This is a genomic window from Pseudomonas sp. GW821-FHT02H09 (assembly GCF_059421425.1).
The window spans coordinates 100,144-113,622 of sequence record NZ_JBWKVA010000018.1; the positions used below are offsets into that span (position 1 = coordinate 100,144).

10 protein-coding genes and 1 pseudogene are annotated in these 13,479 nt (G+C 60.0%); 6 read left to right on the top strand and 5 right to left on the bottom strand.

The window, feature by feature from the left end; genetic code table 11:
• Positions 1-183: 183 nt before the first annotated feature.
• Genes AC07VR_RS22620 through AC07VR_RS22635 form a run of 4 tightly spaced genes read left to right on the top strand, consistent with a single transcriptional unit; the run spans position 184 to position 6,271 of the window.
• Positions 184-1,392 carry an HlyD family secretion protein gene (locus tag AC07VR_RS22620; protein WP_495012599.1) on the top strand — a complete coding sequence of 403 codons (1,209 nt, stop codon included), beginning with the start codon at positions 184-186 and terminating at the stop codon, positions 1,390-1,392.
• Entirely contained in the window at positions 1,392-2,657 is a 1,266-nt protein-coding gene (locus AC07VR_RS22625) for a hypothetical protein (protein ID WP_495012600.1), read from the top strand. Before AC07VR_RS22620 ends, AC07VR_RS22625 begins: the two co-directional genes overlap by 1 nt.
• Before the next feature lies 1 nt (position 2,658).
• Positions 2,659-4,824: a glycosyltransferase family 2 protein gene (locus tag AC07VR_RS22630; RefSeq protein ID WP_495012601.1), complete on the top strand. Its 2,166-nt coding sequence runs from the start codon at positions 2,659-2,661 to the stop codon at positions 4,822-4,824.
• 10 nt (positions 4,825-4,834) lie between these two features.
• The gene (locus tag AC07VR_RS22635) at positions 4,835-6,271 is read left to right on the top strand and encodes an efflux transporter outer membrane subunit (RefSeq protein WP_494992267.1); all 1,437 of its coding nucleotides are present in this window, start codon (positions 4,835-4,837) and stop codon (positions 6,269-6,271) included.
• 13 nt (positions 6,272-6,284) lie between these two features.
• Here AC07VR_RS22635 and AC07VR_RS22640 read toward each other — a convergent pair.
• Positions 6,285-6,436: pseudogene (locus AC07VR_RS22640) on the bottom strand (class II aldolase/adducin family protein); the annotation flags it as partial.
• Positions 6,437-6,825: 389 nt separating this feature from the next.
• Between AC07VR_RS22640 and AC07VR_RS22645 the strand changes: the two are divergent.
• On the top strand, positions 6,826-7,614 hold the full coding sequence (locus AC07VR_RS22645; RefSeq protein ID WP_495012602.1) for an SDR family oxidoreductase: 789 nt from the start codon (positions 6,826-6,828) through the stop codon (positions 7,612-7,614).
• Positions 7,615-8,120: 506 nt separating this feature from the next.
• The gene (locus AC07VR_RS22650; RefSeq protein WP_494992269.1) at positions 8,121-8,954 is read left to right on the top strand and encodes a DeoR/GlpR family DNA-binding transcription regulator; all 834 of its coding nucleotides are present in this window, start codon (positions 8,121-8,123) and stop codon (positions 8,952-8,954) included.
• Here AC07VR_RS22650 and otnI read toward each other — a convergent pair.
• The 4 genes from otnI to otnK all read right to left on the bottom strand — a co-directional run bounded on the left by otnI (position 8,951) and on the right by otnK (position 13,475).
• On the bottom strand, positions 8,951-9,733 hold the full coding sequence (gene otnI / locus AC07VR_RS22655) for a 2-oxo-tetronate isomerase (protein ID WP_494992270.1): 783 nt from the start codon (positions 9,731-9,733) through the stop codon (positions 8,951-8,953). The genes AC07VR_RS22650 and otnI overlap by 4 nt on opposite strands.
• Before the next feature lie 144 nt (positions 9,734-9,877).
• On the bottom strand, positions 9,878-11,338 hold the full coding sequence (locus AC07VR_RS22660) for a GntT/GntP/DsdX family permease (RefSeq protein WP_494992271.1): 1,461 nt from the start codon (positions 11,336-11,338) through the stop codon (positions 9,878-9,880).
• 191 nt (positions 11,339-11,529) lie between these two features.
• Positions 11,530-12,168, bottom strand: a complete 639-nt coding sequence (gene otnC, locus AC07VR_RS22665) for a 3-oxo-tetronate 4-phosphate decarboxylase (RefSeq protein WP_494992272.1) — start codon at positions 12,166-12,168, stop codon at positions 11,530-11,532.
• An 8-nt stretch (positions 12,169-12,176) separates the two neighbouring features.
• Positions 12,177-13,475: a 3-oxo-tetronate kinase gene (gene otnK, locus AC07VR_RS22670; RefSeq protein ID WP_494992273.1), complete on the bottom strand. Its 1,299-nt coding sequence runs from the start codon at positions 13,473-13,475 to the stop codon at positions 12,177-12,179.
• Positions 13,476-13,479: the final 4 nt, after the last annotated feature.

A 13,479-nucleotide genomic window follows, 5' to 3' on the forward strand; every position in this document is an offset into this window, starting at 1 on the left:
ACCAAAAAACAACTTTCAAACCATCGCTGGGTCAGAGACATATCGCCCAGCAAATGAACGGCGATTCAACTTGAGTTCCACCTGACTTCTGCCCTGTGCAGTCATGGGTTCTATTACCTGACTGTCGGGTCGGACCGGCCACGTGCCGAACTAATTCATTGCTCTTTCAAGGAGTGCTGGAGAATGGCTGATACTCGCTCAAAACGCTTTTCATTTTCCTTCCTGCCGCGACTGGTCGGATTCGGCGTCCTGGCATTCATTATCTGGCTGCTGTTTTCGACACTGTTCATGCCCTTGATGTCTTCCTCCGCGACGCGGGCGGTGTTGAACGCACCTGTGATTTTGCTGACGACGCCTATCGATGGAGTGGTCAGTTCGCTCACGATCGAACCCGGAGCGAGCTTTGCCACAGGGCAAAAAATCGCCACCATCGATAATCCGCGGGCCAATCAAGAGGCGTTGCTGACCTTGCAAACGCGCCGTTTGTCCCTGGAACAGCAACTGTCTTCATTGACCAGCCAGGCAGAGCACGATCAGCAGTTTCTCAACGCGCTGGAGAAAACCAGTCAGCAATATCAATCGGCATTCCATACCCGACAGCTCTATGCCCAGAAAGCCCTGAAAGCCGAGAGCAGTGCTGCCAGTGTGCGCCTGGAGGACGCCCAGGAGACGGTCGATCGTAACCTGGAGCTGTTTCGCCAAGGCGCCATCAGCCAGGCCGCGGTGGCCTCCTCCAAGGCGCAACTGGCATCACTGCAAGGCGCCGCCGAGTCCGTCAAGTCGCAACTGCGGATCAACGATGGTGACCTCAGCGCTGCCAGCAAAGAGGTGTATCTGGACCCTGAGCAGCTGCGCCTGTTCGAACTCAAGGCGAAAATAACCACTCTGCAGTTGAGCCTGGCCAATCAGGCCAAGAATCAGGCGACACAACAACAGGAACTGGACAACCTCAATAACCTGATTGCCACCGAGCAAGACAGAATCAAGCTGATGAGCGGGTACGACGTGATTGCCTATTCACCCGGCACCGTCCAGGAATTGGTGGCACCGCAAGGGACACAGGTGCGCGCGGGTGCGACATTGCTGCGCGCCACCAACTGCAATGAGAGTTACGTGATTGCAGTGTTCCCGGAGCGAATGGCGAGCAAGATCGAACGCGACAGTGTTTTGCGGGTGAGTATCCGCGGTTTGAGCCATACCCTGACAGCCAAGGTCGTGCAACTGCTGTCCAGCCCCTCGGATATTCAGGCCAGTAGCTATAGCGTTCCATTTCCCTATGCCGAACAGAATTCGGTCTATGTGGTCGGCGCCTTCGGCAGCAATCTCACAAAAAGTCAGCGAGCCGCGGTCTGCAACCCGGGGCATTGGGTCACTGCCGAGGTGTCACGCTGATGATTACTTCCAGCTATGCCCGCAGGCGCTGGGTGCTGACACTCGGTCTCCTGGCAGCCAGCCATGGCGCGAGCCCGGCACTGGCTGCGGACCCGATGCCACGCCTGGCCGAGATGACCTGCACAGCGCTCGACCAGGCGGTACAAGCGCAAGCGGCGGGCCCTTTGTTATTGGCCAGCTATCCACCCGTGGCCGGTCAGCAGCCTGAGATCCAGGCCTTGCGCGGGGTCGCGTTCACTTACGATAACGCCTTGGCCAGCATCGCTCTGTTCGCCTGCGGCAAAGCGCAATCGGCACGCCGGATCGCGGATGCGCTGGCATACGCGACCTTGCACGACCCTGACTATCAGGACGGCCGATTGCGCAACGCCTACGCTGCCGGACCACTCAAAAGCGGACCGATGACGCTACCTGGCTACTGGAGCACGCAACGCAACGCCTGGAATCAGGATGCGTACCAGATCAGTAGCGCTACCGGCAATCAAGCCTGGGGGGCACTGGCGCTATTGGAGGCATTTCGCCAAACCGGCGAGGAGCCTTATCTGAAGGCGGCCCAAAGGGTTCTGCGCTGGACCGAACAGAAAACCTACGATAGTCGGCCTCCCGAAGGATTCATCGGCGGCTACTACGGCTATCCCCCGGAGCAAGCCAGGCAGGACTGGAAGTCCACCGAACACAATGCCGATCTGGCTGCCGCCTGGACCGCGCTTGACCAGTTACATGCGGATGAACATGCGGCGCGCCAGGCGAAGATTGCGCGCCAGTTCGTCTTCAGTCAGTGGGACGCACGTGAAGGCCGCTTTCTGATCGGCACACTGGGCGACGGGCGAACATCCGATCGCTCGCGCTCAGGGCTGGACGCGCAGATCTGGCCGTTGATTGCCTTGCACCATCCCCCTGCCGATTGGCAGCGGGTCTTCAGTTTCATCGATCAGGCGCATCGTTCCGGGGCCGGTTACGGCTTCAAGCGCAATCCGGATGGTCTGTGGACCGAAGGAACTGCGCAGACTGCTGCGGTTGCTCGGCTGAGTGGAGCACCGGAAAAAGCACAGCCGCTATGGGCGGTTCTGGCCGCGCAGCAAACCGGCGACGGCTGGCTGTTTGCAACACCCCAGGCGCGCATCAGTACCGGACTGGCCATAGGTCCGGACTCGGTCATCGATGATTTTTACTATTACCACCTACCTCATTTGGGAGCCACCGCATGGGCGGCGATCGCCGCAACCGGCATCAACCCCTTCACAGGTTCTCGCGAGGCGAACTGACATGCATACATTGGACACGTTACAACTGCTGCAAATCAATTTCTGGACGCTGGCCATGGTCATCCTGTTCGGATGTCTGACGCACCGCGACCAATGGGCGGCGCGAAGCGCTTTCGGCGCAATGACCGCGCTGCTGCTGATCAACTATGCCGTCTGGCGGATCCGCGACACCCTGCCTGACGCCCATGCCGGTGCTGCCACGGTCTGGTCATACAGCTTTCTATTCTTTGAGCTGCTGGCGATCGTTTACACGCTGTTTTCAATCATTGTGATGCTGTGTCGCTCGGATCACCACGCCAGCGCCGATGCCGGGGAGCGTCGCCTGCGAGCCGCGGGCCAGGATGTGCCCGCAGTAGATGTGCTCATCGTGACCTATAACGAGGGGCTCAATATCCTGGAGAAAACCATCGCCGCCGCTCAAGCCATCGACTACCCCAACTTCGCTGTCTGGGTGCTGGACGATACCCGGCGTGACTGGTTGCGCGACTATTGCTGCGAGGTCGGTGTGAATTACGCACGTCGTGGGGACAATTCGCACGCCAAGGCGGGTAATCTCAACAATGGTTTACGGCAATCGGCTGCCAGCACCAATGCGCCCTACATTCTGGTGCTGGACGCGGACTTCGCACCGCAGCGACCCATTCTGTTGCGCACCCTGGGGCTGTTTGAAGACCCTCGAGTCGGGTTGGTGCAGACACCGCAGTTTTACTACAACCCCGATCCAATCCAGCACAACCTCGGTTCCTCGACCTGCTGGGTAGACGAACAGCGGGTATTCTTCGACGTCTACCAACCGGCGAAGGACAGCTGGGATTCTGCGTTCTGCGTCGGTACGTCGTTCGTCATCCGCCGCGACCTCATCACCGAGTTCGGCGGGTTTCCCACCGAGTCGATTTGCGAAGACATCAACACCACTTACCGGTTACTGCAACAAGGTTATGTCACTCGCTGGCTGAACGAACGCTTGTCCATCGGCCTGTCGGCCGAGGGCTTGACCGAGTACATCAATCAGCGTGGGCGATGGTGCCTGGGTACGATTCAGGTCGCACTGCTCAAGGACGGTCCTTTACGTGGCAAGGGCTACACGCTCAATGATCGTCTGCACTTCCTGCACGGCCTGACGCATTGGGCGTCCAAGCCATTCATCTTGATGCTGTTGATCTCACCGGTGCTGTACTGGTACTTCGGTATCGCCGGATTTTATGCCAACCCTGTTGATTTTCTCGCCCACGGGATGCCCGCGCTGATTGCCTTCTGGGGTTACGGCACCTGGGTCACCGACCGGCGAACGCTACCGATTTTTACCGAAGTCACCCAAATCGTGGCTTCGCTGGCGGTGACTGCCACCCTCATCAGCGCCATGATCCGCCCCTTCGGCCGGCCGTTCAAAGTGACGGCAAAAGGACTCGATCGCTCCAGAACGGTGATTCACTGGAAGTTGTTCGGGTTCTTCTGTGCGCTGACCTTGCTCTCACAGATCGGCGCTTATACCGCCATTTCGACTGCTGCCGCATTCGACGGCAACATGCTGTTCAATCTTTGCTGGACCGTGGTCGCATTGGTCTACAACCTCGCGACCCTGGTGGCCTGCGTCGACAGGCCCCGCCTGCACGGTGAAGAGCGATTCCCTTTCGACAAGCCCGCCGGCTTGCGTATCGCCGGGGTGACCTTGCCGGGCCGAATGGTCGACATTTCCATTAGCGGGGCCGCTTTCTCCTGCACGTTAGCGAAATTGATAAAGCAGGGAATGCGCGGTGAAATATGGGTCGACAAGGTTGGCTGGATCGGCGTGGAAGTCATGCGCCACCCCCGCATTGATCAGTTGGGACTGCAATTCATCGACCTGTCCGATGCACTTCGCCATCGGCTCATCGCGCGGCTGTTCAGCGACGCGACGGCCAATGTTGCCGGCAAGGCCAGGCCATTGATGGCGTTCAATAGCCTGTTGCGCCGCTCGTTACTGGGTGAAAAGGCAGCCAGACCGGTACTGCCACGACGCACCAGCCAACCGTCCAGGCCTTCTATGGTTCGCTTCAAGTCCTTTAAGGGCAGTTTGATAAAAAAGCCTGTGCCGCAGGTGTCCGGCCCTGAAGGATCCGGCAGCAGAGGCAGCTTGTTATCCCTCCTTGTTTCCCAGCTGCGAGCATTGCTCGGTCAACGCCTTTAGGAGAGCCATCATGAATAACTCCTTATCCACGACCTGTCTGGCATCCCTGCTCATGCTGAGCGGCTGCTCGATGGAACCCACTTATGAGCGGCCGGACGCACCGATCGATCAACAGTGGCCGCAATCCGCGTCAGCCGATTGTTGCAGCGCCAAAAAGGCATTCGAACAGGACTGGCGCGGCTTCATTCTTGACGACCGGCTCCGGCAATTGATCGAGCTGGCCCTGAATAACAACCGTGGCTTGCGTCAGTTCGCCGCCGGCATGGAGGAAGCCAGAGCGGGTTATGCCGGAGCCCGGGCCAAGCTGTTTCCCGCCATTGGCATCGACACCTATGCCGGGCGCAGCAAGATGCCATCGATCGTCAGGACGCCCACCGGAGGCGACAGCACAGGCAGCGTGGCCAACACCTTTCAGGCCACGGCCGGTTTCACTTCATACGAGTTGGACCTGTTCGGCCGTATCCGCAGCCAGAGAAATTCGGCGCAGGCCCGTTTCGAAGCCTCCGAAGCAGACTACCAGACGGCCCGACTGGCATTGATCGGTGAAGTCGCCAGCACCTGGCTGAGCCTGAAAGCCAACCAGAATCTGTTGGCGTTGGCACAAAACACCTACGACTCGCAAAATCACTACGGACAGCTGTTGCGCACCAGTTACAACTATGGCTCTACCGCACGGATCGATGTCCACCAGGCCGATGCCCAAACCAACACCGCGGCAGTACAGATCAACACCTATCGCATGCAAGTGGCGCAGGATATGAATGCGTTACGCGTGTTGGTGGGTCAACCCGTGCCCACCCAACTGTTACCGGAAGGCGAACTGGGCAAAACCCTTGCGACCGCCGATGTACCTGCCGGGCTGCCGTCATCGCTGATCGAGCGCAGGCCGGACATCATGGCAGCCGAAGCGCTTTTGCGGGCCGCCAACGCTGATATAGGCGCTGCGCGCAGCGCCTACTTCCCCAGACTTTCACTCACCTCTGCGTTGGGGAGTCTGTCTGGAGAGTTTGCCAATCTGATGAGCGGCCCGGCCGAGTTATGGTCAGTCGCGGTAGCCGGGTCTTTGACGCTGTTCGATGGCGGGGCTCGACGCGCTCAGGTGGATGCCAGCCATGCCCGCTACGATGGACAAACCGCCGCTTACGAAGGAACCGTGCAGAATGCCTTTCGCGAAGCGGCCAACGCGCTCAATGCGCGCCAGGAGATGCTGACCCAGGTCGACAATCAGAAACACCTGGTCGCTGACTATCAAGAAGCCTATCGCCAGTCTCGCCTTCGCTTCGAAGCGGGTCTGGACAGCTATTTCTCCACCATGGACGCCCAGCGTTCGTTATTCTCTGCGCAACAGCAGTGGTTCGCACTGGAACTGGCGCGGGAAATCAATCAGGTGAACCTGTACAAGGCCTTGGGCGGCGGCTGGAAGCCACCGATGAAAGTCGCCATGTGAGAAACCCTTCAACTCACTCTTTATAGGCCGTATCGGTGCGTTCCAGCTGCCGGATCAGCGCGTCCCGATGCCGTGCAAGACCGGACCGTCGCCACTCTTGAAGACTTCGGCCTGTTTCTCGACCTTGGCCACGACTTCTGCCGGCGGGAAGATCAATTCAGCGCTCCTCGCCCAGGCCTGATCACATAAACCTGTGTGCCTTCGGCAGCGCCGGGGGCATGGGTGTCTGAATAGTGCCGACAGTCATGCTGTCGGCATTTTTATTTCTCGAAAATTACGCTGGCGGTGGCAGCCAGACCCGGCCGGGCCCAAGGCAAACTCCGGATCGGGACCGGCTCGAAGCCAAACTGCGGAGCTGCTATATTCCTGCACCTTAATGGACTCTCTGCGACCCGCCACAGCATGGTCAGATCCTCGGAATCGACCAGTGCCAGTTAAAAACTGTTACCTATGTGCTTGAACTGTTTTGTTAGCTATGTGGGTGAGTCATACCGGCCTTACCTTGTCGCCAGTTTTTTTACATTCCTATTGAACACCACTGAAGGAGACCGCTTGTGAATCTCGGCATCGAGGGGCGTTGGGCACTGGTTTGTGCCGCCAGCAAAGGGCTTGGCAAAGCCTGCGCGCAAGCGCTGGTCAGCGAAGGCGTGAACGTTGTGATCACCGCTCGCGGCGAAGACACGCTCAAGGCTACGGCCTCTGAGCTACGCGCGTTGAACCCCGCTGTAACCGTGATAGCGGTCGTGGGCGACATCTCGACGCCAGCGGGTCGAACCGCTGCGCTGGCGGCTCACTCGCATTTCGACATCCTGATCAACAACGCCGGCGGGCCGCCTCCGGGGGATTTCCACGACTGGGACCGGGAGGCCTGGATCAAGGCCCTGGACGCCAACATGCTCACCCCCATCGAGCTGATCAAGGCAACGGTGGACGGCATGGCCGAACGCGGGTTTGGCCGTATCGTCAACATCACCTCGAGCGCGGTCAAATCCCCCATCGAGAGCCTGGGCCTGTCCAATGGTGCGCGCAGCGGGCTGACCGGATTCATCGCTGGGCTGGCCCGACAAGACAACATCGCCAGCCGCAACGTGACCATCAACAACCTGCAACCGGGCTCCTTCGACACCGATCGGCTGCGCAACAACCTGGTCGCCGCCGCGCAGGATCTGGGGCAGGACAGCGAGGCTTTCCTCGCCGAATGCCGCCGAGAGATTCCGGCCAAACGCTTCGGCACGCCTGAAGAGTTCGGTGCATTGTGCGCCTTTGTCTGCAGCGCTCACGCTAGCTACCTGACGGGACAGAATCTATTGATTGACGGCGGGGCGATTCGCTCCACCCAGTAGAAGCAAAAGCCTCAAAATTTTCTTTGTACCATTTTCGTACCAGAGGCCATTTACGTGCGGCCCTCAAAAAAGAACACATCCCCTCAAGAGGCAAGCTCTTTTCGCGGATGTGTTTTTTTTGCAGAAAAAGCCAGAGCCAGCAGGGTTACAACACGTTCAATTTGGACCTTTCCAGCGCCAGACCCGACGGACTCAACGGCACATAACCCTCGACCGTAGCCTTCTGCGCCTTGATGATCGTCTGTCCCTCGCGGGAGAGGACGCTTGATCCGCTCGTTGGACAGGCCGACGGCAGCGACCGCGACCCCGGCCGGGTCATCGGCCAATCGAGCGAGAATCGCCTCAGTGTTGTCATAGCTCTCGTCGGCCGGCGGGCTGGCCATCAAACCTGAATGACCGCCGTGGTCCCTGGATCCATTACAGCGTTGCGCTACTGATCCAGTCACAGATTCGCTACTATGTTTGACCGCACCTTTACCCTCAGCTTTCCTCACTTTGGAGCCTGAATGCCTAGTCAAAAGGACATCGCCGCGCAAAGCGGCGCACCGATGATTCCTGAGCAGCGCCGTGAATTGATGCTGCGACAGTTGCGCAAGCATCAGGTGCTGAGCGTTCATCAGTTAATGGAAATGTTCGACTGTTCGCACATGACCATACGCCGCGATATCGCGCTGCTTGAACAGGAAGGACGTGCTTACTCGGTAACCGGTGGGGTGCGAATCGCCAGCCAGCTCCACAGTGAGCCCAGCCATCAGTTCAAGGCGGTGGTCGAGTTGCCGCAGAAGCAGGCGATGGCGAAACTCGCCGCGCGCTTACTGCACCCCGACATGACGATTTATCTGGATGCGGGAACCAGCACGCTGGAGATCGTCCCCTACATCAAGGCGCTGTCGGGCATGACGGTGGTGACCAACGACTTCGGCATTGTCCAGGCGTTGATCGAGGCGCCCCATGTCACGGTGATTCATACCGGCGGGCAGCTGGATCACTCCAATCAATCGTGCGTGGGCGGTTTGGCGGTTGCCACCTTGCGCCAGGTCGTCACCGATATCGCCTTCATATCGACCAGTTCCTGGGATTTGCGTCGCGGCCTCACTACGCCTTCGGCACTGAAGGTTGAGGTCAAGCAAGTCGCGATGCAATCGGCCTCGCAAGTGGTGCTGGTGGCCAGCAGTTCGAAGTACGGCACGTTCAGCATGTACAAGATCGCCGGGCTCGAGCAGTTCGATATCATCCTCAGCGACGATGCGCTGACCCCTGCCGCGGTCGATAGCATCCGCAAGCAGGGTGTGGAACTGCTGTTGCCTTCCGATAGTGGCGCGCAGGGTTTTGAGCGCTAGCGGCTCTTCCAGTCCCGCAACCACTGCAAGCCTGCCGAGGTATTGCCACGCGGCCGGTATTCACACCCTACCCAGCCGTCATACCCCAACTGGTCGATCAGCTCGAACAGATAAGGATAGTTAATTTCTCCCAGGTCCGGTTCGTGGCGATCCGGTACGCCAGCGATCTGGATATGGCCGATACCGTCGAAGTCCCGACGCAGTTTGCTGGCCAGGTCACCCTCGACGATCTGGCAGTGGTAGCAGTCGAACTGAACCTTCAGGTTACTGGCGCCCACCTCCTTGCAAATGGCCTGGGCCTGATCCTGCCGGTTGAGGAAAAAGCCCGGCATGTCCCGCGTGTTGATCGGTTCGAGCAATACCGTGACCCCGACCTTGGCCGCCTGAGCGGTAGCGTAAGCGAGGTTTTCCAGGTAAATGCCGTGATGCCGTGCCCGATCGCTCTCGCGGGGCAGCAGGCCTGCCATGACATGGATTCGTGAGTTCCCCAGCACGGCGGCGTATTCCAGGGCGCGATCAAAACCGCTGCGAAATTCACTCTCACGGCCCGGCAACGACACCGTGCCCCGCTCGCCAGCCGCCCAATCGCCGGGCGGTGCGTTGAACAGCGCCTGTACCAGGCCGTTGTCGCTCAAGCGCTGCTTGAGTTCCTGAGCGCTGTAGTCGTAGGGAAACAGATACTCCACCGCTTCGAAACCATCGGCGGCAGCGGCGGCGAAGCGATCCAGAAACTCATGTTCGGGATAGAGCATGCTGAGGTTGGCAGCAAAACGAGGCATGTTAGCTCCTATAAGAACTAAAAATAGTTCATTGAAACAGATGGCTTTTTGTAGGAGCCGAGCTTGCTCCGGGCGGCGTTTCGACGATGGCGATCTCAAGTACGCCATCGCCGGCAAGCCGTGCTCCTACAGGTCGACAGTTCGTTAGACAAACGGCCAGATCAGCAACGTAATACCGAAACCCAATGTACCAAGCAAGGTGGTCAGTACCGTCCAGGTGCGCAAGCCGTCGGCCACATTCAGCCCGGCCAGCTTGGTGAAGATCCAGTAACCGGCATCATTGATATGGGACATGGCCAGCCCGCCACCGCCCATGGCCAGGCACAGCAGGGCCATGTGGTTCGGGGTCAGATTGAGGGTAGCAATCAGCGGACTGATGATGCCGGCGGTGGTCACCAGCGCCACAGTGGTCGAGCCCTGGACCGCGCGCAACAGCATAGTCAGCAGAAAGCCCAGCGCGAGCACCGGCAGACCGGTGGTGCGCAGCATGTCGGAGACCACGGCGCCGATACCGGTATCCACCAGCACCTTGCCAAATACACCGCCAGCGCCGGCAATCAGGATCACCATGGCCACGCCGGGCAACGCCGAGCCGATCACGTCGGACACCTGAGAACGGCTCCAGCCCCGACGCGAACCCAGCAACCAGGCACACAGCAAGGTGTCGATCAGCAGCGCCACCAATGGCGCGCCGAGCACGGTCATGATGCTGCGCAGGGTCGATTCAGCCGGCAGCAACGAGGTGGCCAGAGTCCCCAGCAAAATCAGAATGATCGGCAGCAGGATCATGCTGACGATCAGACCGAAACCCGGTGGGGGTGCCGGCGGCAACTTCGCGACAATGCTGCTGGTGGCCTCTTCCAGGCCCATGTGTGACACCGCCACAGCGGCTTGTTCAGTGCTCTTGCCGTTGCCATTGGCCCAGGCAGCCAGATCTTCGTTGGTGACATGCGGGCCGTAGACCTCGGCACGAATATCGTCGGTCATCGGGTACACCCGGCGGGTCATGCGCCCGGCCACGCGATAACCGACATAGCAGAGCAGCGCGGTGATCGGCAGACCGAACATCAGCACGCGACCGAGGTCGGCGCCCAACTGGCTGGCAGCAGCCACTGCGCCCGGGTGTGGCGGCAGGAAGGCGTGTACGGTCAACAAGGCAGCGCACATCGGCAGTGCGAACACCAGCAACGGCTTACGCGCACTGCGGGCGACGCCATAGGCCAGCGGCATGAGGATGATCACACCGACCTCGAAGAACACAGGTACCCCGACCATGAAGCCGGCAATCGTCAGCGCCAGCGGCGTGCGTCGGTTGCCGAAACGGGTGATCAACGTCTTGGCCAGAGCCTCGGCACCGCCGGAGAGCTCGATGATCCGCCCGATCATCGCGCCCAGGGCAATGATGATCGCGATATGGCCCAGGGTCTTGCCCATGCCGCCTTCGATGGTGGCAACCAGATCGGCCGGTTTCACCCCGGCCACCAGTGCCACCAGAATGCTCACCAGCATCAAGGCCACGAAGGGCTGGAACTTGTACTTGAGCACCAGGAACAACAACAGCGCGATGCCCACCCCTGCGGTAACCATCAGGATTAACGGGCTCATTTCAGAAACCCTCCACGCCGGGTGAACGAAACGGTTCTTCTGAAAATGCCGCAGTGAACGTGAGTCATGCCTGGATTTCCTCTTGTTATTGTATTTTTAGGCAAGCCGCGGCTATCGAGAGTCGCTGCGCGTCTCCCGGACCGGGCCTGCGTAATCGATCTGTTGTGTTCTATCGTGCTCGAAAATGCGTTCTACCAGTGCGCGCCGAAGGTCTCTCGCAGCTCGTCCAGCGCTGCTTGATCGAGCGGTTCGGGCTTGGGATTGCTCATCAGCCAGAGCCGTGCGGTTTCCTCGAGCTCCTCCAGGGCGTAGCTGGCCCTGGACACCGAACTCTCCCAGACCACCGGGCCAAGCCGTTCGAGCATCACGCCGCGAACGCTGTTGGCCAGTTGCGCGACCTGCTCGGCGACCTTTGGCGAGCCGGGTCGCTGGTAGCCAATCAACGGGATGTGCCCGACTTTCATGACCTGATACGGCGTCAGCGGCGGAAGAATGTCGTCTGGCTGCCAGACACCCGCCAGCGTCAACGCCACCAGATGGGTGGAATGGGTATGCACCACACCACCGACACTCGGGTTGCGGTCGTAGACCTGGCGATGCAGCGCCAGGGTCTTTGAAGGCTTGTCACCGGACACCCATTCGCCGGCCAGATTGACCTTGGCAATCGTCGCCGGGTCGAGGCGACCGAGGCAGACATCAGTCGGCGTGATCAACCAGCCGTCGTCCAGGCGGGCGCTGATATTGCCGGCGCTGCCGACGGTGTAACCGCGCTGGTAGAGGCTGCGACCAACCTCACAGATTTCTTCGCGCAAGGCGTTTTCGCGACTCATTGCGCAGCTCATTGTGCACCTCCGGCCTGGGCCAGTTGCTTCAAGGCTTTGCTGAAGAAGTCCCGGCCACCGAAGTTGCCCGATTTGAGTGCCAGCGCCAAAGGCTCATCAGTACTGCTGACCGTCGCCGGCACACCAGGATCGATCTGCGCACCGATCTGTAACAACTGCACGCCCAGTGCCTGAACCACGGCGCCCGAGGTTTCACCACCGGCGATCACGAAACGACGCACGCCGCTCTGGCGCAGACCCTGGGCGATTTCGCCAAAGGCGTTTTCCACCAGACTGCCGGCCTGTTCGACACCCAGCTTTTGTTGCACGGCCTTGACCTCCTCCGGCGAGCTGGTGGCGTAGATCAATACGGTTTGTTCATTTTCACGGGCGAAGGTCATGGCTTGCGCAACGACCGGCTCGCCAGCAGCCAGGGCCAACGGATCAATCCGCAGCGCGGGCCGACCGGCTTCGAGCCAGGCCGCCACTTGGCCATTGGTGGCCACGGAGGCGCTACCGGCCAACACCACTTCGCCGCCAGACACCGCTGGGAGCCTGGAGGCATCGAAATCACGCAGCTTGCCAGCGCGCCGGAAATTATCCGGCAAGCCCAGGGCCAGCCCCGAGCCACCGGTCAACAACGGCAGATCGGCGCAGGCGGTACCCAAGGTGTAAAGATCACTGTCGGACAAGGCATCGGCGATCGCCATGCCGACGCCTTGAGCCCGCAATTCGGCGATTCGCGCACGAACCTGCCCGGCCCCTTGGGCAATGCTGTCGTAGCGCAACAGGCCGACATTCAGGCGGGTCTGCGATTGCAGAACCCGAACCAGATTGGCATCGGTCATCGGCGTCAGCGGGTGATGCTGCATGCCCGACTCGCTCAGCAGCTGATCCTGAACAAACAAGTGGCCGCGAAAGATCGTCCGACCATTTTCCGGGAACGCCGGGCATGCGAGGGTGAAGTCGCTGCCCAGTGCGCTCAGCAGCGCTTCGCTGACCTGGCCGATATTGCCGGCCGCGGTGGAATCGAACGTCGAACAGTACTTGAAAAAGATCTGCTCACAGCCTTGCTCGCGCAGCCAGGCGAGTGCCGCGAGGGATTGTTCGACTGCGTCGGCGACCGCAATGGTGCGCGACTTAAGGGCAATGACGATCGCATCGGCGTCGAGCCCTGCGGCCACTTCACTGCTCGGGATGCCGATGCTTTGTACGGTGCGCATTCCGCCGCGCACCAGCATGTTGGCCAGGTCCGTGGCACCGGTGAAATCGTCGGCGATGCAGCCCAGCAGCGGGCGGGCGGTGGATGTAGTCATGGAG